This window comes from Chryseobacterium mulctrae (genome assembly GCF_006175945.1).
Taxonomy (GTDB): Bacteria; Bacteroidota; Bacteroidia; order Flavobacteriales; family Weeksellaceae; genus Chryseobacterium; species Chryseobacterium mulctrae.
Genome location: NZ_VAJL01000001.1, coordinates 167,724 through 193,554, shown reverse-complemented (window position 1 = coordinate 193,554; position 25,831 = coordinate 167,724). Strand labels below are relative to the sequence as shown.

Below are 25,831 nucleotides of genomic sequence, written 5' to 3'. Positions count from 1 at the left end.
ACTTTGGGTACTTTTTGCACTAACATACCACCATATTTTACCTGTGTTTATTTTACTCACCTTCTCCTAAGTTTCACTTTTCGTGCATTGGATGGATTTTTTTGAACAAGCCAATCATTTAAGTCTTTGAAATCCGAATACAAAACCCGACAATCTTCTGCGTTTTTGTTTTCATTTTTAATCATTTCAACGGCACGATTTCCTGCTTCATCATTATCAAAATAAAGCTCAATATTTTCATAATTTTCGAGTGAATTTTTAATCTTAGAAATCATCGAGACGGAATTCAAAATAAGATAATTCGAAGACTTATTGTCCAACAATTTTTCTACATTTTTAAAAGAAAAAAAATCAAAAAACCCTTCAAAAATTTTCAAATCTCCCGAACCATTTTTTATTGTAGAAATGTCTTTTTTACCCAAACAGATCTTTGAATATTTATTGCGAATTTCATAACCGCCAGAATCGTTTTTAAATCCAATTCCGAAATTTTTTTTTTCATTCATTCGATAATGAATCTCTTTTAAAAATTCGATTTGGCTATCTACTTTTCTTTCATTCAAATATTCCAGAAGTGCAGGATGCTGAACGTTTTTAATTTCAATGATCTCATAATTTGCAGGAAGATTTTCTACTTTCCGATCTGAGATATTTTGCTGTTGAAAGGAAGAAAAATTCTGACTTTCTGCCCATACTAAAACTTCATTGACCGAAGCGTTCAGATATTTCTTCATAAAGTCGGTATTCGTTCCACCGATTCCTTCTGAAAATAAATACCAATAGTTTAGGCTTTTATTAATTTTAAAAGAGGCTTGGGATTCGTTGGCAAAGGGGTTGAGATACCAAGCTTCTTTTTCATTTTGTTTCGTTGGAAGGTGTCCGAGAGAAAGTAGGACTTCTTCCAGCGGTATGCTGTTGAATTGTTTGCAGTTCATTGTGTAATTTTTAATGTTTTTTAGTAATAAATAGTAGGTGTTCTGTCGGTTCAAGCGGACGGGTTTGGTTTTGACTAATTTTTGATGAATTGATGAGAGAACTTTGTAATTAATTGAATTGTAATAATTTAAATTCTCATCAAATTCTCATCATCTCATCAAACTTGAGATTTTCTTCTCATCACTCTCTCATCAAAAATCAAGGGTTTAAAATTTGATGAGGCTTTTGATGAGAGATAACAGATTGATTTTCTTTTCATTATCTGTTAATTCATCATTTCATCAAATTTTTGGAGAATAAAATTCTTTTCTATTGTAAAGTACCGCCCTATTTTGTTCTGTTGGAAAAAACTTAAGCCATAATCTAGGTCGTATTTGATATAGGCTAATGAATTGTTTTGAGGCTCAAGCTTCCAGATTTCTTTGAGTAATTTCCTGACATCATTGATTGTCCAATAACTGTTTTTGAACATTTTACCCAGCATATTGAAAATATCCTGTGGAACACAATTGATTTTGTTATCTTCTGTGTTCTCAAAAAACTCATATAAAAGTTCAATGATCTTGGATTCGAGCTTATTGTTGTTTTTCCATAGCAGTCTCTGAAGCGCTTTGGTTCTGATCTCAGACTCCGTGAACCACATTCTGGTCAACTTATGGCTGTGGAAAGGTCTTTCAATCAGATAGCGCAGGAAATAAGGAATCTCCTTATTGAGATTGTGTAGAAATTCAGTGTTCTCGCTTTTGATTGATCTAACTTTGATAATCCAGAATCGGATCTCATTTTCATCAATCTGAATGAAGTTATCTTCATTATTGGAACAGAGGATGAATTTGCCGAAGAATTCTACTTCTTCCCTGTCTTTTCCTTTAGCCTCTTTCTTGTCTTTATCAGTCGTGGAAAGGTATTTAAGACGTTCCGTGATTTCTTTTTTGTCAAAAAACACTTCGTCAATAGCTACAATCAGCATTGAAGTCCAATCCGAATTGAACTGACTGCTGAAGGAATCTCCTTTGATGTAAGTCATATTGAGTCCAAAGATTGATTTCAGCCATTTGATGAAAGTAGATTTTCCGGTAGATCTTTCTTTGCTAACTAAGCAAAGGATTGGAAGCATCTGAATTGGATATTGGAGTAGGATCTTAATATAATCCAAGCCTAATTCCAACTGTTCGCCAAAAATATGTTCCATAAAATTCAATGAAAATGGAATCTTTTCTTGAAGTTTATCGATTTCTACATTCTCTTCTATAGGCTGATATGGAATTTCGTTATAAACATTGTAGAATCCTTGAATGATCTGCTGGTAGTCCAGATGTGAAGGGATACAACAGAAGCCATCATACTTAGGAACTTTTGAAACATATACTTTTCCGTAGTCGCTGATAATCGTTTCACGATTCCATCGAACCAGAATCGAAATCTTGTCTCCGGAAATTAATGGTTTTTCAATCGTTTTATAATACGTTGTTCCTACTCTTAGATAAGGAATTTTTTCGCTCATTTTTTAAAGGGATTGATTCCGTAATAGAATTACGGAAAGGTTGAACAATAATGATTCGGATAAACAAATGAGTTCGTTTATCTTTTGTACTTGAGCGATTTAACATCGCTCAAAGCATTCATCAGATCCAAATGGCTGATTCTGTAGAATCGTCCGATTTGTTCAGCTTTGATGTTGCCTTTTAAAATGTGTGAGCGAACGGTCTGATAATCGAGTTTAAGAATTTCTGAACATTCTTTGATGGAGTACAGTTTCTTTTTCAACTCGATTTCAGGTTCTTTTTTGAGAGAATAGAGTATCTCTTTTACTTCCCCTAATTCATCAAGAATGGTTTGGAATGGATTGGTTGTCTGCATAATCTGTGATGTTATTTGCAGACAAAATTGTATGATTGGAATAAATAATTATGCAACTCCACTCAATTGCGCGAAGTTTAATACTTGACATTAAGCAGTTTAGATAATTATTGATGTATATCTTTTTCAAAATCAATAGAATAGAATCTACTTTTAGTAGTGGATGATTTTTATTCTTTTTTGTGTTTATTCAGATAGCTAAACAGAGAAGAAGTATCATTATTATTTTGAGTTAAATCTCAGTTTAGTTTTTTCAATCAATTCTTCATAACACAACTTACAAATTTTCATTTGGTACGTTATTTCGTGTCCATTATAGATTCTCTTAACTTTCTCATTATTCCAATCATAAACATAAATTTCTTCAATTACTTTATGAGGTTCTGATTTTTCACCACTATCTAATCGATATATCACCTCGCCATTAATTCTTTCAACAATAAAGAAAGGAATATCATTTTCTAAGAATATGGTCGTTTTTTTATTCCATTTTCTAGACCCATTGCTAATCTCATCATACTCAATTTTGATAATTTTCTTTCCTTTTTTGAAAATCTTGTATTTTTTTTCATCAGCATTATCTCCATTACTAAAGTCAATTCCTCTTATTAGAGAAAGGCTATCAATTATCAATGTTTTTGAATTTTTAATTTTCAGATATTGTTTGTTAATATCCACATCTTTTTTTTGTGAATAAATACTGGAACAACTGATGAACCAGAATAGTATTGATATATTTAGTTTTTTGGTCATAAAGTATTTGCTAATGGAAAAAGTACTGTCGAAGTGTGTGATAAATAAGAACTGGAAGTTCAATTTCAATCAAGCTAAGCAGTTATATTTCGTGTGACTAAATCACAAAAATTTTAAACCCGAATTTTACCAATACCTGCTTATATAAAGGTTTTTTTACAGTTTTATATATGTGAATGAACAACCTTCATCACAAATAATTTCGTATTTGGAAGTTACAGGATTTAGATAAATTTTATTGGGGTTAATTTCATCAAAAAACATTAAATAAAATCGTTCTTTTTTGGCAATATTTATTTTTAATTTATTTCCATTGATTTTATACGTTCCTTTATCTCCATTTTCATTTTGAAGCTTACTTTTACTTTCGAATATTAATGTTTCGCCATTTTTAATTTCATTCGTAAAAATTTTAGCACTTCCATTTTTGCCACTTTCAGCAACTAATTTCCATTTTCCAATTAATGTTTTATTTAAATTGTTTTGTGAATAAGAATTTATAGAAATTATGAAAGCGAGTAGAAATAATATTTTCATTTTTTAAATTTAGTTATTTAAATAATTTGTTCATTTTCAATTCAATAAAGCGGTTTTTTTACAAACTTGTAGCTAACACCCAAATATACATAGTCTGTCGATTTTAAAATATTTATTCAATCACCTGCTCAAAGTCTAATACTTGATATTATACAGTGTAGATAATTCTTAATAAACAATTTCTTAGTTTCTATTTACATTTATAGGAAGAACAATTTTAACGTCTATTGGCTTTCCTTCCTTTTTGGCGGGTGTCCATTTTGGTGAAAGGTTCAACACACGTCTAATTTCTTTTTCTGAAAAATTCCCTGTGGTCTTTACATTTAGAATATTAATATTTCCTTGTGTGTCAATTAAAAACTCGATAACAGCATTACCCGAAACTTCATCAAAGTTGAAATAATTATCTTTAATAAATGGTATAAAATTAGAGTTTCCGTCTTTAAAGACGGGCTTTTCATCAACTAATAGATTGTCTAAATTAAAGTTATTATGTATTGCTTCTTTCTTGGGTTTTATGGTTTGAGTGTTTAAGTATAGAAAGTCAGGGTTATTTTTCAATTCAATAAGTTTGAAATAAGTCCAATTTGTATAATCAAAAATCTTGTCGTTCAATTTATCTGTAATGGATTCAAAAAAAGCATTAAAGAAAATTTCTCTTTCGAGATATGTTTCACTAATTCCATCTAATGTAACACGATTAATATCGTAAATTTTGTCAAGATTAAATTCCCCACTCATTAGTCTAAAATTCCAATCCAAATTATATTCTTTTCTGATTATAGGATTATCACCAAAGGATAATTTTGTAAAATCTGTTGAATAAGTGTCAGGTCGATAAACACTAAGCAATATGTTGTTCAATGTTCTTTTTTCCAACATTATAAGAATATTGTCATTAAAAGTAGCATCATATTTATCGTTATCATTTTTCACTTCCCAAATCCCTATGAATCTTCCTTTTGTATCAAACTCGCCCTTTAAACCGCTCCAATTAACTTCTCCTACTAATATATCGTCTTGAAATTCCAAAGAATAACTCTCAGAAATTCCATTCTCAAGAAATTTGAATATCCAGATTCCATTTTTTAAGTCATTGGTATAATTTCCATAGAACTCAATTTTATAACCGTCATTTTCAAAATGATATTTCCAAGTTCCAACTTTCAAATTTTGAGTATGTTGACCAATTTCTGATTGATTCTTGGCTTTAAAATATTCAAATTTACCTTCCAGTATTATATTATTCTCCTTCCCTTTGTAAAAATTATACTTTGCAGTTCCTTCTTTATAATTTCCTTCAAAGGTTTTTAAGTCCTGAGAAAATAGGGTAACTGAAAATGTTAAAAATAGGATTGTAATAATTTGTTTCATATTTTTCGAAGTGCATTACACAATTAAGGAGACCATTTCGGCACTTGGTGATGGCAGGGCAATTAAAGTATAAATCTTCACTTTTTGGTAAAAGTTCAATCGAAGAACTGCCGTTGAACTTTGCAGTTTTACCCACTATTGCAAAACCGCTCTGGCAATTACTCTTTAATCTATTTTTTTATCTATTCATAAAAGTATGATAAAATTCTCCGTCATCAAGATTTTGAATTTTATTTAATAGCAAAATCAAATTATCCTGAATTTTTGGTTCTATTTGATTTTCTATAATCATTTTTTTTGTTTGTTCAAATTTAGCGCTTCTAAATTTAACATCAATTACTGATTGGAATGCCTTAGTTCTAACTTGGTCTCCAATCAGAAACATTAATTCATTTTCCCAATCTTCTTGAGTTTTTTCAGAAAACTGACCACTATATCTTTCAAAAGTCATAGAAAAATTTCCGTTCCAATCTCCCCAATCTGGTGATTCATCCATATTACCAACAAAAAAATCAAGTTCGTTTATTTCATCTACAATAACTGTTTCGGTATTTAAATTATATTTTTTGATAAGGTCAATGCTTTTAGCTACCTCATTCCCAAATATGTTCAACTCATAAATATCATTTTCTAAATCAAAATATTGGTGGTTGCTGAATTTTAGAACAATCAAATTATCGTCAATTTTTTTTGACATCAGTTAATATTGGATATTTATTTACGATTTTAAGATTTTCCATTTTGCAGTTCGTTTTATAATTGCACTAACTATCAAATATACATAATAGTACGATTGGAATGGCTAATGATGAAATTTTACCCGACTACGAAAATTTAATACCTTATATTAAATAGCTTAGATAATTTTTGATAAATATCTTCTTCAAAATCATTGGGTTTAACAGTGATAGCTCTTGAAAATGTTCCCTTGTCAAACTTGGTATTATATTCGTTTTCCATCGCCTCAATAATAGTGGTGTCTTGAAAATCCGGATTAATAATATGATTGTCCTTTAAGAATCGGTGGATTCTGATGAAAGAAGATTTCTGATCTACGATTAGGTTGTGATTTTCATCGATGAACTTTTTGTCTTTCAAAAAATCAATGAAAATTTTAGAACTGTTTTCACCTATCATAATATCCGACAGGCGAATTTCTCTTTTTGTTTTACTTTCTAAAGCAAAATATAGAAAAAGGGTAGTTTCAGCACCACTTAGAAAATTCCCCTGTAACTTCATTAGGTTACTTGAAGTTATTAAGCAGGTGGATTCTTTTCGATATTCATCTAAACAATAATTGATTTTCTCCTCAAAATTGTGATTTCTTGATATATCGATGTCTTTGAAGTGAGAGCTGAAAAAATTCTCCAACTTTTCATACTGTATCAAAAACTCGTTTTTCATTTTCTCAGTAAGAATAATTTTGCTGGCTTTCTTTTTGGCTTTGTCGATTCTTTTTGACAACATCTTTTGAATGTTTTCTCCCCTGATCCGATAATAGACCATCATAGGATAGCTTACAAATTCTTCCCAAAAGTTCCAACGTCCGTATAATTTCTTCTGATCCATAATTTCATTGATTATTAATAAAAACCAACTTCTCGCAGAACCAGTTTCTAATTACCTTTCCATTTTTAAATTTTGAAGTCCTAATTGCGTACCTGCAAAATTATCTTTGTGTAGAGATTTTTGTATTATAACGCCCTTTCAAAATAATAAATTTATGTGTATTGAAGCTAAATTGTTAAAACTAAATTTTTATATATTCAAAATTAATATATAAATTTATAAAACATATCACATAATATATGAGCTATCCAAAAGAAGTTTTAAAAGAAGCTTTAGAAAATTTTTTAGTCGAAAGATTAAAAGAGTATGATTTTAATTTCAATGCAAAAAGTTTAAAATTTGTAAGAGAATTTGATGAAATAAAAAATGAGATATATTTTCCTGCCGCCAAATTTAATTATGCAAATGAAATTATTCAATTTGATTGTTATTTTGACATTGAAAGCTCTAAATTTAAAAGGTGGCACAAAAAGAATTTTCCTGATTTAAGTGTATCATATTACTTAAATCCAGAGAACCATTACAGCAAAAAATTTAATAGGGAGTTATACGCTGCGTATTATGATTTTAAAAAATATGATCATCAAAAGATAATGGATGTAATTTTTGAGAATTTCGTCAAGTGCAAAAATCCATATTTTCTTGATAATAATACTTGGGAAAAGATTGCAAAAAATAGTGTTGCCGAAGATAAAATCAACGCATTAATTATGTGCGGAAAATATAATGAAGCTTTCGAATTATGTTCGGATAAGATAGAAAAATATCAAAAATATATGGAATCCGATGATTACAAAAATGAATCAAATCCAAATCTAATAGAACATTATCAATATCATTTAAATCGATTAGCAGCAAAAGGAGATTACTTAAAAGAATATATCAAGATTGATTTGTAAAATAAGATTTAGGGATTCCTAATTGATTATTTCAATTCCTTAATTTCTTTATAGAATATATCTTTCTTATACTCAAAATAGCTTACTTAAAAACTTCGTTCATATAATTAACTTTATCGTCTTCACTTGGTCTGTAATACGCATTGAAGACCTCTAAACTAGTATGTCCTGTGTAGCTCATAATTACTTTGTCAGGAACTCTCTTATTTTTCATTATAGTGATAAAGCTTCTTCTTGCAGTATGTGAGGAAATTCTTTCCCAAAACTCAGACTTTACGTCTACTAATTCATCACCATATTTCATAGTTTTCTTTATCTCATCAGTAAATTTCAGCTCTTTAAAGACCTCCTTAATAAATTCATTCATCTTTTGATTCGTAATAGTTGGTAAATCATAATCATACTTTTCAAGAATTGATTTAGAAATAGTATTAATTGGAATTGAAAGATTCTTAGTTTTACTTTTTAAATCAATAACCCTAATAAAGTCCCCTTGAATATCCTGTTTTGAAATACGATTGTAATTTCCAAAGCGCATTCCAGTTACACATCCAAAAACAAACAAATCTCTAACTCTTTCAAGTCTTTTATTTGTACTGAAATCATATTGATAAATTTGTTCCACCTGCTCGTAGTTTAGAGCTATCTCGTCTGTTCGGAATTTGGGAGGTTTCTTGAAATTGATAAAACCATTGTTGTAGGTGTATTTCTTACTCAAAGTCCAATAAAAAAAAGTTTTTAATAATCCCACGTTTCTATGGACAGTATTAGCGGAATGGTCTTTTTCTTCGATACAATATTTGAGAAATTTATTATAGATCTTTTCATCAAAATTACCTAAACTTAATTTTAATTTGTATTCCTCTTGGAAATTCTCTAACAATTTTTTGTTATAATCATATCTGCTTTTAGTTGATTTAGATATTCCCTTTCCAGAATAATCATTTTCTTTTTCCTGAACAAATTCATCATATATCCTGAAAAAATCGTCTTTTCTTTTGATCTTTTTAAATTCTTCGTCAAATCGCTGTCTTATAATATCAATCGTTATCTCTTCGCCAATGTTTTTGTAACGATTGACAATCTCGGTGAAAAAACCGATGTATCTGTCAAGTTGTTTTTTTATACTTCTATGGCTCTCGGCTCTTTTTGTTCTTCCGTTTAGATCGTTGGGTTGCCGGTTATCGAAATCCCATTCTTCAGGTTTAATTTTTTCTCCAGTAGAATAGATAAAATTCTTATTTTCATTTCCAAAATAAGAACGGAAGTAAATTAGTGTTTCCTTTTCGCCGTTGGGTTCTTTAAGTTTGAAGGTAGAATTCATAAGGTGCTAAATTAGGTGCTAATACTTTCATAATTGAACATAAAAACAACTTGTTTTTATTAATACAAATATATTTAAAATATTGATAAATAGAATACTTATACAAAATTAGATATGTTAATTTTAACAAGGTTCGTTTCCCTCTCTCTCCGCTGGTAGAGATACTAAAATAAGCTAAAACGCTGTAAACATCAATGTTTACAGCGTTTTTTGTTTATGCTCTAGTATCATAAAAAATCAAAATGGGTCACGATTTATATGACCTATTCCGTGACCCATCCTGAAAATTTGAAAATAGGTCACGAAAAACTCAGGGAAACCCGACCAATAGGCAGTCTAACGATTGTACATCTTGCAGAAAGTGGTAACAAAAAGTAAATTATTAACAATTAAAGTTACCACACTATGAACAAAACATTCAACCTATTATTCTTTATAAAAAAGAATAAAATCAGAACAAACGGAACCGCTCCAATCTACTTGCGAATCACGATAGATGGCAAGGCAGCGGATATTGCCGCTAAAAGGTACATCGACCCACAGAAATGGGATGGTAAAGCACACAAGGCACTAGGTAATACCCAAGAAGCCAAAACACTGAACCTCTATCTTAAAACTTTGGAACAGCGAGTTTACGATTCTCATTACCTGATGCTGAAAGAAGAAGACTTTGTAACATCAGAGAGTTTAAAATCTAAACTGCTTGGAACCGATATTTCCACAAGAATGCTCATTCCTATTTTTCAGGATCACAATGATAAAGTAGAAGCCTTGGTTGGTCAGGATTTTGCGCCTGGAACATTGGAGCGTTATAAAACATCGTTAAAGCATACGCAGGAATTTCTAATCTGGAAATATAAAACTTCTGATATTGACATTACAAAGATCGACCACGCTTTTATTATGGATTATGACTTCTGGCTTCGCAGTGTGCGTAAATGCGCAAACAATACCGCGGTAAAGTATATCAAGAATTTCAAAAAGATCATTCGATTATGTATAGCGAATGGCTGGCTCACCAAAGATCCCTTTTTAGGCTACAAAGCAAAGCTTAAGGTAGTAGAACGTCCATATCTTACCAAGGAAGAAATTCAGACGATTTATGAAAAGGAATTTGCGTCAGACAGATTGATTCAGGTGCGGGATATTTTTCTTTTTAGTTGCTATACAGGTTTAGCGTATGTTGATGTAAAGAAATTGACGAAATCTAACGTCAATATTGGAATAGATGGTGATCAATGGATATTCACACATCGTCAGAAAACCGATACTTCTACCAGGGTTCCGTTACTGCCTTTGGCCCAAGAACTGATCTTGAAGTATGAAGACCATCCGGAATGTGTAAATTCAAATGTCTTGTTTCCCGTCCTTAGTAATCAAAAAATGAATTCCTATCTCAAAGAAATTGTGAACGTCTGTGGAATAAATAAAGAGCTGACTTTCCACATCGCAAGACATACATTCGCTACTACTGTTACATTGTCCAATGGCGTTCCGATTGAAAGTGTAAGTAAAATGCTGGGACATACTAATATAAAAACTACACAGCATTATGCGAAGATTTTGGATAAGAAAGTGAGTGATGATATGTTGGCTTTAAGAAGCAAACTTGACAATAAATAAAAGCTATTATACTATTTTTTAGCTTCTTGTAGGAGATTCTTTTCTAAGCCTGAAGGATTGTTTTTTCGAAATAAACTTCAGGCAAAATAATTTTAATTTCTTGTAATGTATCTTCTTTTAACCAATATACTATGAAGTTCACTTTTATGCTTTTTAATTCATATAATTTTGCTTTCATCTGCTCTATTCTCTGTCGAAATTGTTTAGAAAACCTTAAAATAGGTTGATGACGAGAATTAACACATTCATTTCCATTGAAGATTAATATATCTCCACATTGAAGCTCTGAAACCAGATGCTGTTTGTTTATAAAATAATCCAGCCATACATCCTTATAGGTTAGATGCATAGCTAATTCGTTCGGCTGGAAATATAATTCATTATCCTCAATACGCGTTAAATTATCTACAAAAAAATTATCAAGAAATTTAGAATTTGTATGAATATTTAAGTTGCGTTTTGCTCTGGTAATACCGACATATAACTGTCGTTTAACTTCATCTGTTGAAAGATTAAAGTTCTCAAGTAGTAAAAAAACATTATCAAACTCTTTACCCTTAGCCTTATGGATAGTTGATACAAAAATGGTTTCTCCATTTTCATTAAAAAAATCTTCTAGTTTGGATTCTCTTACAAATACTTCCAAATCAGATTTGTATTTTCTTTTAGTGTTTGTGGCTTCAAACTCTTTGATAATATTGCCACAAATTTCTAGCTTATCACTGCTTTGAAATTTATTCTTCAGTTCTTTTTTTGCTATTTCCCATACCTCATCACTAATAATGAATGTATCACTGTCTAAGTTTAATTTACTTAAGAAGAATCTAACTTCTAAAAGGTTATACAAACTGAAACCGTCATTAGTTTGGATTAGTTTTGCTGGCATTTTATTTTTTAAAAGTAGACCCGTAATCTGCAAAGCCTCTTCATTTGTCTTTGTCAGCACACATGTAGTGCCTGAGAGATTCATATTAATTATATCTGAAACAGTAGGTGTGGTCAGATTTCCACTTTCGTATTTTACAATTTTTATTTCTCCATTGTCAATTTGCGTAGATAAAATTGGTGTAATCTTTAATCGATGCGAAATCTGCTTAACAAATTCATTAGCAAATACAACAAGATTACTTTTACTCCTGTAATTTTCTATTAACTCATATTTAACAGCATTATTGGACAAAATAAACTGCTCTAAATACTTTGAGCTTGCACCTCTGAATTCATAGATATTCTGATCATCATCTCCTACAGCAATAACCCTCATTTCCTCATTTTGTTCCATCAATATATTGATAAGCCTATGTTCATCCTCATCCATGTCTTGAGCTTCATCAATTACTAGTACTGTTTTGGTAATTCTGCTCGCTTCAACTTCACCATTTTTTATTTTCTCAATTGTTTTTTTCAAAATTGTATCAGATTTCTCTAGGTTTCCGACTTTACCTAATAAATCAAAACAATAGGAATGAAATGTTTTCATTTCAACATAATTGGCTGCATTTCCAATAAGCTTTATCAATCGTTTTTTAAATTCGGTAGCAGCTGCTCTGGAAAAAGTTATCATAAGTAGCTGCTCTTGCTTAATATCCTCCATTAGAAGAAGGGATGCAAGTTTATGTACAAGCACTCGTGTTTTCCCACTACCTGGTCCAGCCGCTACAACTGTAAATTCCAGTGATATTGACCACCCAATTTCAATTCAAAGTGACCAGGTAATTTCGGTTTAAATTGACCACCCTTAAATTTGATAAAAACTCTTGTTTTTCATGTGTCAATTAGTATTCAAATATAATAAATAATTACTCCCTGTTAACTCCTCTCTTTTTTCTCATAGATTCCCCCTGGAGTTCCAGGCGGTGAGACTGATGTATAAGTCTGTCCAGAATAGCATCGGCAATGGTCTTTTCACCAATAATGTCATACCAGCCCTGCACCGGGATCTGCGATGTTACAATGATGGATCCGTTGTTGTGACGGTCTTCTATGATCTCCAGAAGGGTTATCCTGTTGGCACTGTCCAAAGCCTGAAGACCAAAATCATCAAGGATGATCACATCCTGTCTTTGTATTTTTGCAAGTTCGCGCAGGTATGACCCGTCTGCTTTTGCCATTTTTAGTTTGGCAAACAGCTTGGAAGTATTAAAATAATTGACCTTGAAGCCTTCGATACAGGCCTGATAGCCCAATGCGGTTCCCAGGTAACTTTTACCCACGCCTGTACTTCCTGTGATCAGGATGTTTTCATTTTTTTCTACGAACTCACATCCTGCAAGACGCATTACCAGATTACGGTCGAGATTGCGGGTGTCATCGAAGTTGATACTTTCAATACTGGACCTGTAATGGAACTTTGCATTTTTGATGCTTCGCTCTATGCGCCTGTTGTGCCTCTCATCCCATTCGGCATCGATGAGCATCGATATAAACTGGTCGAGGGTATAATGGTCTGTCCTTCCGCTTTCAATAGCGGTCTTAAAGGCATTGTGCATGCCGTAAAGCTTCATTTGCTTCATTTTGCTCACTGTCGGTTCGTTCATAACTGTTGATATTTAATGATAATATTGTTTTCCTCTGATGTTGCCGTGATCAGGCAGTTCCTGCTCCTTTTCTTCTTTTTCCGGATCGATCATCTGATCCAGATTGTTCTCCAATATCTTCTGTACGGTCTTAAAGCTGTAGATCTTAAAATCCAATGCCCGTTTACAAGCATTTATCAATCGCTCTCTTCCTACTTTCTTTTCGAAGTTCAGGATTCCCAGGCAGCTTTTGTAAGCTTGCTCGGGATGATTCCGACTGTCGATAATTTGGAGGATATATTCTCCCACTGCAGTATCAATACTGTTTGCCCAATCGATAAAGCGGGCAGCACTCCATCCGGCCACGAACTGGTGGGTGCTGGCTAAATGTTCTGTAATGGTCGTGTAGACATAAGGCTTGTAATTGCGTCTGTGCATCGCGATCCTGTTGTATTTATAGTAGATCTCCACAGTGGAAGATGTGTATAGGATCTTGATCTTTTTCTTGATATACTGGTACGGAACACTGTAGTAGTTCTTATCCCGGCTCAACTGTACGTGCCCGTTCTGCATCACTGTTGCAAAGGATTGGTACCTGATCTCAAAACGACGCTCAGGCAGTGGGCGCAGCTGCTGCTTCTCGTCCTCCAGGAACAGCTCGTAGCGGGAGTAAGGGCGTCCTGTGAGCTTGCGTTTGTTATGAGAGTCCAACAGATCCCAGATCTCACTATTTAGTTCATCCAGGCCGCAGGATCCCTGTTGAAGGTTGGCGTAGATCCTTCTGTACAGGATCTTTACCGCTCCCTCTACCAAGGATTTATCCCTCGGTTTGTAAGCCCTGGCAGGCAAGATGGTCGTTTCATAATGTTCGGCCAGATCGGCCAGGGTCTCATTGATGGTGGGTTCAAAACGGCTGCTTTTGATCACTGCGGATTTTAAATTATCAGGAACGATCGCTGCCGGTGTGCCTTCAAAAAAGCGGATGGCATTTTCTACAGAACGTACAAAATCTTCCTTCTGCTGGCTCATAGAGGCTTCAGCATACGTGTACTGGCTTGCTCCCAGAATAGCTACAAAAAACTGAACTTCTTTAAGCTCCCCGCTTTCCTTATCAATAATGGAGAGTGTTTTCCCTGCATAATCGACATACATCTTATCACCGGATTTGTGATTCATATGCATCACCGGGTTCACACGCTTGCCCCATATCTTGTAATGATGCCGGAACTGTGAACTCTGAAAACCATCAGGATGCAGTGCAAGATATTGCTCCCACATATGATGGATAGTGATTCCTACCTTTTTGAGCTCACGTTCCATCTTTGGGAAAAAATCGTACAGGGACTGTAGTTTGGGGCTAATGGACTCCGCGGTGGTATTGGAAAACAAAAGTTCCAGCTCGGCATCTGTCTTGGCATTGATCGCATCAAGGTTTAAGCCCAGAATCTCATACAATGAGATGTATTTTTTAACGGTATTTCTGGAAAGGGATAAATAGCTGCTTATAAATAACTTGCTCTTTCCAGTGCTGTAGAATTTTATGACTTTTCTAATTTTACTCATGTCTGTTATTTTATTTGCCATAATCCGCTTTTTTTAACGAATGTATGACGCTAACATCATGAAAAAATCAAGTCGTTTTTATCTCAAATATAACCCAGATAACAGGTGGTCATTTTGGACCGGAAAGTGGTGGTCACTTTGCTCCGAAATCAGTGGTCAATTTACTCCGAAATTAGGTGGTCAATTTGACCGTCTTTTCCAATAAGATTAACAATACAATTAGTTTTCAAATGTATAAAAGCCCAAATTAAAAATTTTGTGGAAAACCGTAAATCATAGGGATTTTTAAAACAAAGTTCTAGTTTCTATTTCCTTAAAAACTAAATATTTTTATAAATTAACTACTCTTAAATATAAATTTCTGTTACTTTATTAATAAATGAATATGATTAATAAGTTTTTCTATTATGTAGTCTTTTAGAGTTGTTTAACATTAGCAGTTTTGCACATTACTGATTTTTAATTCGTTTAATAACTTCATTTTTATCAAAATCAGGAGGTAAAGGTTTAAATGTTTTGTCAGTTTTAGTTAAGCTATATTTTTTGCGTTGGAATTCTCTAAGTTTATCTATTTCTATAGTTCCTATAACAGTTACATTATTTTCACCACCTTTTAATTTTACAATGTCAATATTGTAAGATTTAGCTGGTTGACTAATTCTCGTATCACCAAAATGACTAGAATTAACTTGTACAACATAACAATGTATGTCTCTTGTAAGAGATTCAACTAAGTTTGAAAAATAATTTGTGTCTTGATTGTATTCGATTGCAAAAAGTAGATCAATTTTACTACGTAACAAACTTCGATGTGCAATATTTGCAAGTTCGAAACAATAAAATACAGAAAAATATATATTCTTCCATTTAAATATATGATACCTATTTGTAGATGGTTTTGGAATTAAGTAGTGATTTCCTATTATCAACTCTTCTTCAACCGGAGCATAGTGGTTTTTTAATCGAAAAACAATCGTAGCATCCTTCTTTCCATCAATTTCAAAAGGTAATATAGTAGCTATAAAATTAAAAGAGTAATTATTTACAGTTATATGCTCTAATCCTGATATTACTAAAGTTTGATTTTTTTCTGCATATCTAACAAGACTTGAAAAAATTTCTACAGGAATAAAAAATTCGGGAAAAGCCACAATGTCAGCTTTGTTTTTTCTAGTTTCTTTAAGAAATCGTACAAGATTTTGATATCGTAAGTTAGAAATATTTGGTGTATTTCTTAAACCTGCCACAATATTTTTCTCATCAACGAATGTGTTTGCTACTCCTATTTTAGGTTTCAATTTTTCTTCGGTAGAGTTAATGTGTATTTCTTGTATTATTTCATCACCGTGACCATCTTTTTTTGGAAATTTGTAAAATTTATCTTTAAGATAATCGATATTATCATCAAATTTATCAGACGATATATGATTTTGATTTGCCTTTCTATACCTCTCGAAAACTTGATCTAGAAAATGTTTGTTTTCAAAATAATCAGCAATATCAAAGTATCCGTTTTTATTTTTCATAGCTTTTTTCTTTTAAATCAGTAAATAACTGTGATATTGTGCACTCCCAAAATTTAATTGGACGTGGTGAATTTGATAACAAATTTTCGTCAATAGTATATTTTTCTACATTAAAATTTAAACTTAATAGATTAATTGTTGTCGTATAACTTTCTTTAGTATAATTTAATAAGGGTATAGAAACGTAGTGATGTCTTAGCATATTTGTTTTTCGATATCTCATTGTCCAAAATGAATCTGGACGTGTTATTTCGTTAAAGAAAAAACCAATATATTCACTTTCTAATTTGTTACTTCTGTATTCAAAGTTTTTAAGAACTTTTTTATTTTGTTTTAAGAAATTTGGATTTAGTGATAAAACTAATTCATGTGAAATATCTAAAAACTTAATTAAAGTATTTATAATATATTGATTTTTGATTTTAGTATTTTTAAAATTATCTTTTAGTAAATCAATTTTTTTTATTTCTTCTATACATCTAAAATAAAAATCTACGTATTCAATAGGTTTGTTGTTAACTAATAAATATGTGAAAATTTTTTCCCATAATCGATAAAACTCAATTATATTTTCTCCATTAAAAAGTTTCAAAAATTTCTTAATTTCGTCATCAGAAACACTTTTTTTATGTTTAATTGCTCCAAGAATTTTATTAGTTAAATAGACAGTTAAGCCATACCTGTTTTCTTTATAATCTTTTAATGTTCTTACTTTACCTTCAGAATCAGTGTAATTTAAATAAAATGCATTTTTATCAAAATCCCCTAAGTCTTCATTGTCATCAGGAAGATCTCTAAATTCACTTGACTTAAAATCTAATTCTTGTTTTAATTTATCAATTACTAGGTCAGATTCTTTGTAATCAAAATAATACATGGATGTTTTTTGTGATTGACAAACTAAATTATCATATTGATCGATTTTGATAATATTTTTACCATCTCCACCAGGCATAATTTTGAATAGTGGATAAAGTGTTTGTAATAGATATTTATCAACTCGTGATAATTCAAAAATCTTGTTCTTATTATCAATTTCATTTAAGATCTTAACTTTGTATTCATCAAAATCAAAAGAATATTTTTCATAGATACCTTTTGGATAATCTTCTATATTTGGTTCAGAAAGGACAATTAATATATCATCAACGTATCTACCATAATATGCTGGTTTAAACTTATTAGTTACAATTTTATCAAAATCATTTAGATAATGATTTGCAATTACATATGATGATAATAATCCTATAGGTAATAGTGATTTATTTTCCAATTCAGAAGAGAAGTCATGTGGGAATTTATGTTTTTTAGCAATTAAATCAGAATAAATAACATGTATTTTTCTTAAAATATAATTTATACAATTTAGCTTCTCATTAGTTACATCAAAGTATGTGTTTAGATCTACACGGCAAGAATGGAAGTAATCTTTAATATCTAAATTAATAAATAAAGCATTCTTTTCATCTTTTAGCAGATTTTGAGCAACAATTATCGATTCATCTCTCCATTTTTGATATTGGGTAAAATATGGTTTAAATAGAGATGAGTTTTTAACTACATCAGTTTTTTCTTTATTTAAGATTAATCGATTACCCTTACATTCTTTTAATAACTCTGTATCAAACCTAAATCCAAACTCATTTATCCAAATAATTGATATGATATGTAGTTCAATCGGAATATTAATAAATGCGGTAATCTTTTCTAATTTATACGAATCTGATTGTTTTTTATTAGTAATAAAATTTTCATCTTGTTTAGAATTATATATTTTTTTTGGGAAATAATTAACAGTTATGGAATTAAAAAGATGTTTGAAGTAATCACTTTTGTCATTAAAATTATTTAATTCATTAAGTAATTTTGTGAATTTAATATCTAAATTCTCTTCTATACTTTTGTCTTCATGTGTGAAAATATCAAATATGCTTTTTGTTTCATCCGCTGTGTATAGTTTAGAAACTTCCCAATTAAGATTAAAATTGGATTTTACTGTGTCAGTTTCGAATTCTACAAGTTTTTCTCTTAGGAATAATTCAGTATTGTCATAATATACATATGTTTTTAATTTGTTGTATGCTAACTTAATTTTATCTATGTTTAAATTCATTTTAGTAATTAATTATTAGGATTTTAAATTTTTAAACAACTTCTATATCAAATATATAAAGAACTTTAATTCAAATTACGGATTCCAGTGAACACAACAATAAAAACACGACAATTACGGTTCAGTATTTTAATTTAATTCAGCAACAAATTATAAATATTACTCATAATAAATCTCTACCATATTCATGATTTTTCATTCCTAATCTAGCTATACTTTATGATGACTAATTTTTTAACTATAGGCATAGTGCTGGAAGAGTTTATAGTTTTTTAATTTCATCTAAAGTAGATTTTAAGAGAGATGGTGCTTTCTTATTAATCAGGTCTATATAAGAAATTTTTGATGCATTAAAAGTATCTATTGCAATACAGTATTCCTCTGAAATTTGATAATTGTCTGAATAATGTTTATTTAAGAATGTGTATAACACTTCACAAAAAATACCGAAATTAGCTTTTGTAAAACCATTTAATTGTGGTACTAATAATAATAATGCTCCAACAAATTCTTTCCCATTTTCTTCAAAATGAAATACTAAGTCAGGATTAATATAAATTGGAAAGTTCATTATAGTAATTATTTTCACAGATTTATGGATAGTCTCAAATTTAGTTATATTAGTTGGTCTTAAATTTAAGATATCAAATTCTTTAAAACTTTTCAATATATCCAAGTTTCTTTGATACATTACTTTATCCCTCTTACTGTCTGTATTTTTTTGTCTATCTAATATATCTTTAATTTTCTCATCATAATATTCATCTACACCATTTTTAAAAGTATTATAAATAGAACTGTTACTAATACTCCAATAATTTCCTCCACCATTTTTATCATCATCTTTTTTTTCCTTTACTTTCCTCGTTTTCAGTTTTAATGCGAAATTCCGTTTTGATTTATCAGAGCTTTTTGTTCTAAATTCAACTAATTCCTTAATTCTGATTTTTTCCATGATTATTTTGGCGTTTTGAGATTTTATTTTAATATTTTCTTATGAAATTACAGCTAAAATTCAAACATAATTCTTTTTTTATTTATACAATTACGGTTTTCCGTAAATAACAAAAATAAAAAGCTAATCAAAACTATTATTCAGTATTTTTACTGAATTCTCATCACTATATATAAATTTCTTCAACTCTTAAAAAACAAAAAATCCCAACTCTCGTCAGGATTAATCTGAAAGATTTATACTATTCTATTTTTCAAATTCGTTAGATTAAGATCTGCAAACATACAATAGAGATTAATTATTTAATATAAATATTCTTTCGTCCCACCTTATTTTCTATCTTAACTATACCATCAATAACAAAGTTGCGCATTACTCCAGCAATTTCAGTAGATGAAACTTGTGTAGCATCAATTAACTTAAAATTAATCAGCTCTGCTTTAATTTCTGCTACGGTTTTACCGGTGTTGAGAAAACTAGATTGTACAATACATTTTCGAATTTTACCAGTTAAATTTGCTTTTGCTTTCCTATCGTCTGGAAGGGCTTTATGAGGTACTAATTTAATCTTAAAATCATCTAAAGTTTCTAATGGATAATGGACAGCCTTAGCATATTCTACATAATAATCAATATTTGTAGTAATCCCTTTCTCAATGCTAAGAACAGTATTGTCTGTTATATCCGTCATAAAAGCAATATCATTAATAGAGAAATTAAGTTCAATTCTTCTCTGCTTTAGTTTTTTGCCAATCTGTCCTCTATATTCAGGAGAAACTAATCTTGCTTTTTTATCAGATTTATTCAATTTATATGTATTTTTATATTTAATTAATTATTATTTGCATATATCAGTTATAATATTTACATTTGTCATACAACATACATAAAGTATAAGCGACCAATATTAACTTGAGTCTTGTTATCGAAAACGGCTAATTTTTAGATGACGCAAGACCAGTAGGGTTGTCGCAACCTCATATTTTGTAACTTTGCATTTTATGGGGTGGGCACCCTATCGGAAACTTCGTCATAGGTTCTTAGCCGTACCGCGATAAAAGTGGAAGATAGGGTTCCACCCTTTCCTTCATAGACTCGTTCCATACAATCGAAACTAAATATTATGAGAACGACATTTTCAACCATTCTTCTTATTTGCCCACCGGAGTAGTCCGCTAGCAAAACAGGAAAAATTATAGCTATATGCCAGATTTGCCTATAAAATGCTTGGTTGGCATCACTTACTTATTATTGACACATTCCGAAATTCCTTTAATTGTAAAAGGAAAGCCAGACTACGCTTTAAACTCACACCTTAAAAGTACTCGCTTTCTTTTAATTTTCCAAATTATTTTTCAGCACGAAGGGAATTTATTACTGAAAACAAAAAAGTAAACGGTCTGTATAATTCAGACGGTTATGGTTGTTTTTATATTTCAATAAAATGTTTTCACTTTTAAAAATGACACTTACAATAGGTGCACAATCTATTGCGGCTTCACAGCTTACACGAGACGTTAATTTTCATTCATATTAATTTTTGACCTTGATGGGTGGGGAGTTTTCTGCACTGGTAAAACTTCCTCCCGAAAGGTCTTTTAAACAATTAAAGTACAAAACAGACAGTAAAAATTAATCAAACACAAAGACCTAAAAAGCCCTTTCTGCACAATAGTATCTTGGAATTTACACAGTGCAGGAAAGAGCAAAGTTTAACAAATTAAACCTTAACAAAAGTATGAAAAATATCTTTTGCAGGGGGCTTTTGTCCCTTATTTTTACACTTGTGGCAACCACCACGTCTCTTGCCCAGAACAGGTCTCTTAAAATTGGAGATCCCATTCCTGAAAGTTTTTGGGCAACACCTTTACAGGTTGTTAATCATCCTCAGAAAACGATTGATCTTTCAGAGGATAAGAATAAATTAATCCTAATAGATTTTTGGAGTACATGGTGCAGTGCCTGCCTGATCAATCTTCCTAAAATTGAATCATTGCAACAAAAGTTCGGAAATAAAATCAAAATACTTCCGGTAAGCAGCCAGGATAAAGCCGCTTTGGAAAAATTCTTCTCTTCTCCAAATGGGAAGAGGCATAATAATATGCTGTCTACCTACGATGACAAGAAACTTCACGACCTGTTTCCACATGCAGGTGTTCCGTTTATCATATGGATCAAGGACGGAAAAGTATTCAATTCGACTGATGCAGGACAGCTTACTGAACAAACCATCAATGAAGTGCTAAGCGGTGATAAATCATCCCTTCAGACCATTATCCAAATGGACAGGGCAAGGCCATTGATGCTATCCGAAGACTATGAGCGTCAGAGAAATGTTCAACTCCTCAATTATTCATTTTTTGCTAAAGGACAAATTCCTGACATTGGTGCAGGGGGAACATATCGCAAAACAGCATCAGGAAAAATCCACGGTAGACAATTTACCAATGTTCCCTTATGGAGTATATATTATCCTATAGGATATGAGCTTATCAAACAGCAAGATAAAATGTCTTTCACAGGAAAAAGGATAATTATCAACGTTAATCAACCAGAACAACTAATGCCGATAGAAAAATCAGACGGCTCAAATGATGGAACCAATCTCTATAACTACGAGTTCATTATCCCAGAACAGAAATCTGATTATCTCTACAATTATATGCTGGAAGATCTCAATCGTTATTCAGGTTATACTGTAACTTTTGAGAAAAGACCTGTAAAATGTTTTGTTCTAGTGAGAACAAGCACAAAAGACAAGCTGGCAACCAAAGGAGGTGAAAAGCGTTCCACCTTTCCACAAACCCCATCCATCCTTAAAAATGTACCGCTTAAAAATATGGTCAATATGCTTAACGGTGAAATTCCCATCAGGGAATTGTTTATCGATGAGACAGGATACAAGGGCAATGTTGATTTGGAAGTTTCGGGAGTCAAAGATATTGCCACCTTAAAAAAAGAGCTTCGGAAATACGACCTTGACCTGATACCTCAAGAGCGTCAGGTTTTGATGATGGTCATCAAAGACTAGCGGAAATAAACATTCCACCGCTTGAAAAATCATTGAATTTACATTAACACAAAACTATATCAGACTATGAAGAAATTATTAGTGCTTCCCGTCCTATGCTATTGCGTGCCTATAATGGCACAGCAGATGTTTACAGGAAGCGTTATCGACGAAAAAACCCGATTACCTGTAAGAGGAGCAACAATCACCATACAGAACTCAAAAACCGTAACTACTACGGACAGATATGGAAACTTCAGTCTTAGTACCAATTACAAAAAAATCAATCTTGTTATTATCGGTAAAGGCTATGAAGAGCAGGTCATTTTTTTGGAGCTTCCTTTGAAAGAACCATTAAAAATTAATCTATCCGAAAAGATAGCCCAAATAGATGAGGTAGTACTCACGACAGGTTATCAGAAAATCCCTAAAGAACGTTCCACAGGTTCTTTTTCATCGGTGAGTAATGCAGCCCTGAATACACAGGTTTCCACCAATATTCTTGACCGTTTAGCTGCGACAGCCAACGGAATTGTTATTAATAAAGGTACTTCCCAAGGAGGCTCACAAATTATGGTCAGAGGTCTAAGTACCATTCAGGGACCTAAATCGCCTTTGATTGTAGTAGACAATTTTCCTTATGACGGGGACATCAGCAATATTGATCCCAACATTGTTGAAAGCATTACCGTTCTTAAAGATGCCGCCGCATCGAGTATCTGGGGAGCAAGGGCGGCTAACGGTGTGATTGTCATTACAACCAAAACAGCAAAGTACAACCAGCCTGTGACCGTCAATTTCAATACTTATTTAATGACGAGTCCAAAGCCTGATTTCAATTATCTGAAAACAATGTCAAGTGCAGACTACATCGATGTCGAACAGGAAATGTTCAAGAAGAATTTCTACAATACAGATATTAATTCCACAAGTCATCCTGTATTATCTCCTGTGGTTGACCTTTTGAATAAAGAAAAGAAAGGACTGCTTTCATCCGAATATGTAAGAAACGAAATAGAACGCCTAAAGACGATTGACTCCCGTGACCAATACAAAAAGTATATGTATCAGCCTTTGGAGAACAGACAGTATTCGCTAAGTATGGCAGGCGGAGCTCCTCAATTTTCTTGGACATCATCTTTGGGATATGATGACAATACGGGAAATCTTGGTGAAAAATACGAGCGTGTGAACCTTCGTTTTCACAATACCTGGCAACCACTGAAGAACCTTACTTTGAACACAGGAATCTTTTTCACTCATTCAGCGACCCAAAGCGGACGCAGTGCTTTTGGAAGCATTATTATGAAAACCAACGCTGTTCCCTATATGGAAATGGCAGATGCATTCGGAAATCCGTTGGCAGTTTCAAAATCTTATGAGCAGGGTTATAAATCAGCATTAGGAAACGGAAAATTACTGGACTGGAATTATTATCCGCTTACCGATTGGGAGCACAATACTGCTAAAAGCAGAAGTTCGGAAATCATTCTCAACGCAGGATTGAATTACAAACTGTTGAAAGGATTGGATGTTGATATAAAATATCAGTATCAAAGAACTACTGGACTTTCCAATACCCTTTATGATGAAGGAAGTTACTTTGTAAGAGATTATGTAAACAGGTTCACGGTCATTAATTCCAATGGCAGTCTGACCTACAATGTACCCAAAGGAGCAATAATAGATAAGACCAACTCGCAATTGTTAATTAACAACTTCAGAGGACAGCTCAACTTTAACAGAAGTTTTGGTAACCATCAGGTTTCAGCTATTTTGGGAAGTGAGGTAAGAGATTCCAATTCACAGTCGAGCAATAACCGTTATTATGGCTACGACTCGAATAACCTTTCCTTTGGAACGGTCGACCTCAGCAAGAGATTCCCGATCATTGCAGGAGGTACAGCTTTTATCGATAATCTGAATTCTTTGAGGGAATCAACCAATCGTTTTGTTTCGGTCTATGCCAATGCAGCCTACACATTTGATAACCGATATACCATATCGGGAAGTGCCCGTCGTGATGCCAGCAACTTGTTCGGGCTGAAGACCAATGACCAATGGAATCCTTTCTGGTCGGCAGGTCTATCTTGGAATGTAGGCAATGAAAAGTTCTATTCTGTGAGCTGGCTTCCTGATCTGAAATTGAGAGGTTCTTATGGTTTCAATGGGAATATCAATCCTGCAATGGTGGCTGTAACAACAATGGCATTGCTCGGTGTTTCAACATACACGCAGGAGCAGATGGCGAGATTTGACAATTACTACAATCCCCAGCTTCGTTGGGAAACGGTCAGAATGATCAATGCAGGATTGGATTTTGCAACCAAAAACAACCGAATTTCAGGTTCAGTGGAGTATTTCCAGAAAAAAGGAGAAAATCTTTTCGGACAGGTTCCACTGGATTACACCATTGGACTAAGCAGTCTTGTATGGAATGTTGCAGGAATAGAAGGAAAAGGTGTTGATGTGGAACTCAAGACCATCAATATCAACAAATCATTCAGATGGCTTACAACACTTAATTTCAGTACCTACAAAGATAAAGTGACGAAGTATTATCCGAGCAGTACTATGGCAAGGAACTTCGTACTTGCTTCTGTTCCTATATCAGGAATTGAAGGCTTACCTGTGTATTCGATGTTCGGTTATCAATGGGCAGGACTTGACCCTCAGACAGGTGACCCAAGAGGTTATCTGAATGGAGAGGTCAGTAAGGATTACGCTAATATAATGGGTGGCGATGTCAAAGACCTAAAGTATTTCGGTTCAGCAGTACCAACTGTTTACGGTTCTTTCACGAACACGTTTGCTTACAAGCAACTAAGCCTTGATGTTGGAATTACTTATAAGCTGGGTTATTATTTCAGAAAACCGTCCATTAACTACACCAGTTTATTCAGGGAATGGAATGGTCACAGCGATTACGAGCAGAGATGGCAGAAACCAGGTGATGAAGCCTTTACCAATGTTCCTTCCAATCTCTATCAGACGAATTCCAACAGGGATGCATTCTATGCAGGTTCGGCTGCCCTGATTGAAAAAGGCGACCATATCCGTCTGCAGTACATCAATCTTGGATATGAGATCAGTAAAAAGCAATGGCGTGGTTTACCGCTTAAAAGTCTTCAGATGTATGCCAATGTGAGTAATCTCGGAATACTTTGGCAAGAGAGTAAAAGCGGAATCGACCCTGATTTCAATTTGGGAAACAATGTCTTAAAACCTCCTATGACCTTCACCTTAGGATTAAAAGCTAAATTTTAAAATTGA

The 25,831-nt window shown here is 32.4% G+C and carries 20 protein-coding genes; 4 read left to right on the top strand and 16 right to left on the bottom strand.

Annotated features, from left to right (window positions below):
* Positions 1-56 precede the first annotated feature (56 nt).
* The 8 genes from FDY99_RS00835 to FDY99_RS00800 form a co-directional block, all read right to left on the bottom strand.
* Positions 57-935, bottom strand: a complete 879-nt coding sequence (locus FDY99_RS00835) for a toprim domain-containing protein (RefSeq protein ID WP_115972237.1) — start codon at positions 933-935, stop codon at positions 57-59.
* Between the two features lie 266 nt (positions 936-1,201).
* Positions 1,202-2,440, bottom strand: a complete 1,239-nt coding sequence (locus FDY99_RS00830; protein WP_115972236.1) for a primase-helicase family protein — start codon at positions 2,438-2,440, stop codon at positions 1,202-1,204.
* 77 nt (positions 2,441-2,517) lie between these two features.
* Positions 2,518-2,796 carry a helix-turn-helix domain-containing protein gene (locus FDY99_RS00825; RefSeq protein WP_115972235.1) on the bottom strand — a complete coding sequence of 93 codons (279 nt, stop codon included), beginning with the start codon at positions 2,794-2,796 and terminating at the stop codon, positions 2,518-2,520.
* Between the two features lie 222 nt (positions 2,797-3,018).
* Complete coding sequence (locus FDY99_RS00820; protein WP_115972234.1) at positions 3,019-3,549, bottom strand: hypothetical protein; 531 nt, start codon at positions 3,547-3,549, stop codon at positions 3,019-3,021.
* Positions 3,550-3,705: 156 nt separating this feature from the next.
* A complete protein-coding gene (locus FDY99_RS00815; protein ID WP_115972233.1) occupies positions 3,706-4,086 on the bottom strand; it encodes a hypothetical protein in 381 nt (126 codons plus the stop codon).
* A gap of 183 nt (positions 4,087-4,269) precedes the next feature.
* Complete coding sequence (locus FDY99_RS00810; protein WP_115972232.1) at positions 4,270-5,460, bottom strand: energy transducer TonB; 1,191 nt, start codon at positions 5,458-5,460, stop codon at positions 4,270-4,272.
* A gap of 178 nt (positions 5,461-5,638) precedes the next feature.
* Positions 5,639-6,157, bottom strand: a complete 519-nt coding sequence (locus FDY99_RS00805) for a hypothetical protein (protein ID WP_115972231.1) — start codon at positions 6,155-6,157, stop codon at positions 5,639-5,641.
* A 137-nt stretch (positions 6,158-6,294) separates the two neighbouring features.
* The gene (locus FDY99_RS00800; protein WP_115972230.1) at positions 6,295-7,029 is read right to left on the bottom strand and encodes a hypothetical protein; all 735 of its coding nucleotides are present in this window, start codon (positions 7,027-7,029) and stop codon (positions 6,295-6,297) included.
* A gap of 239 nt (positions 7,030-7,268) precedes the next feature.
* Between FDY99_RS00800 and FDY99_RS00795 the strand changes: the two genes are divergently transcribed.
* Positions 7,269-7,928 carry a hypothetical protein gene (locus tag FDY99_RS00795; protein WP_115972229.1) on the top strand — a complete coding sequence of 220 codons (660 nt, stop codon included), beginning with the start codon at positions 7,269-7,271 and terminating at the stop codon, positions 7,926-7,928.
* Between the two features lie 82 nt (positions 7,929-8,010).
* Here FDY99_RS00795 and FDY99_RS00790 read toward each other — a convergent pair whose 3' ends face one another.
* A complete protein-coding gene (locus FDY99_RS00790; protein ID WP_115972228.1) occupies positions 8,011-9,252 on the bottom strand; it encodes a tyrosine-type recombinase/integrase in 1,242 nt (413 codons plus the stop codon).
* A gap of 405 nt (positions 9,253-9,657) precedes the next feature.
* Here FDY99_RS00790 and FDY99_RS00785 point away from each other — a divergent pair, with 405 nt between their 5' ends.
* Positions 9,658-10,875 carry a site-specific integrase gene (locus tag FDY99_RS00785; protein WP_139418683.1) on the top strand — a complete coding sequence of 406 codons (1,218 nt, stop codon included), beginning with the start codon at positions 9,658-9,660 and terminating at the stop codon, positions 10,873-10,875.
* 43 nt (positions 10,876-10,918) lie between these two features.
* Here the strand turns inward: FDY99_RS00785 and FDY99_RS00780 are convergent, their stop codons facing one another.
* The 7 genes from FDY99_RS00780 to FDY99_RS00750 form a co-directional block, all read right to left on the bottom strand.
* Entirely contained in the window at positions 10,919-12,502 is a 1,584-nt protein-coding gene (locus FDY99_RS00780) for a 3'-5' exonuclease (RefSeq protein WP_394344536.1), read from the bottom strand.
* Between the two features lie 172 nt (positions 12,503-12,674).
* Positions 12,675-13,412 (bottom strand): IS21-like element helper ATPase IstB, encoded by a 738-nt coding sequence (gene istB / locus FDY99_RS00775; protein ID WP_139418563.1) that lies wholly within the window; start codon positions 13,410-13,412, stop codon positions 12,675-12,677.
* 12 nt (positions 13,413-13,424) lie between these two features.
* Positions 13,425-14,975, bottom strand: coding sequence for an IS21 family transposase (istA, locus tag FDY99_RS00770; protein WP_139418575.1), 1,551 nt, complete (start codon positions 14,973-14,975; stop codon positions 13,425-13,427).
* Positions 14,976-15,403: 428 nt separating this feature from the next.
* Positions 15,404-16,480 (bottom strand): carbon-nitrogen hydrolase family protein, encoded by a 1,077-nt coding sequence (locus FDY99_RS00765; RefSeq protein ID WP_139418574.1) that lies wholly within the window; start codon positions 16,478-16,480, stop codon positions 15,404-15,406.
* Positions 16,470-18,593, bottom strand: coding sequence for an RNA-directed DNA polymerase (locus FDY99_RS00760; protein ID WP_139418682.1), 2,124 nt, complete (start codon positions 18,591-18,593; stop codon positions 16,470-16,472). The genes FDY99_RS00765 and FDY99_RS00760 overlap by 11 nt, the downstream gene beginning before the upstream one ends.
* A 262-nt stretch (positions 18,594-18,855) precedes the next feature.
* Positions 18,856-19,548, bottom strand: a complete 693-nt coding sequence (locus FDY99_RS00755) for a hypothetical protein (protein ID WP_139418571.1) — start codon at positions 19,546-19,548, stop codon at positions 18,856-18,858.
* Between the two features lie 298 nt (positions 19,549-19,846).
* A complete protein-coding gene (locus FDY99_RS00750) occupies positions 19,847-20,356 on the bottom strand; it encodes a helix-turn-helix domain-containing protein (RefSeq protein WP_162304120.1) in 510 nt (169 codons plus the stop codon).
* A 930-nt stretch (positions 20,357-21,286) separates the two neighbouring features.
* Between FDY99_RS00750 and FDY99_RS00745 the strand changes: the two genes are divergently transcribed.
* Positions 21,287-22,579 carry a TlpA family protein disulfide reductase gene (locus FDY99_RS00745; protein ID WP_139418681.1) on the top strand — a complete coding sequence of 431 codons (1,293 nt, stop codon included), beginning with the start codon at positions 21,287-21,289 and terminating at the stop codon, positions 22,577-22,579.
* A 66-nt stretch (positions 22,580-22,645) separates the two neighbouring features.
* Positions 22,646-25,825, top strand: coding sequence for a SusC/RagA family TonB-linked outer membrane protein (locus tag FDY99_RS00740; RefSeq protein ID WP_139418568.1), 3,180 nt, complete (start codon positions 22,646-22,648; stop codon positions 25,823-25,825).
* Positions 25,826-25,831: the final 6 nt, after the last annotated feature.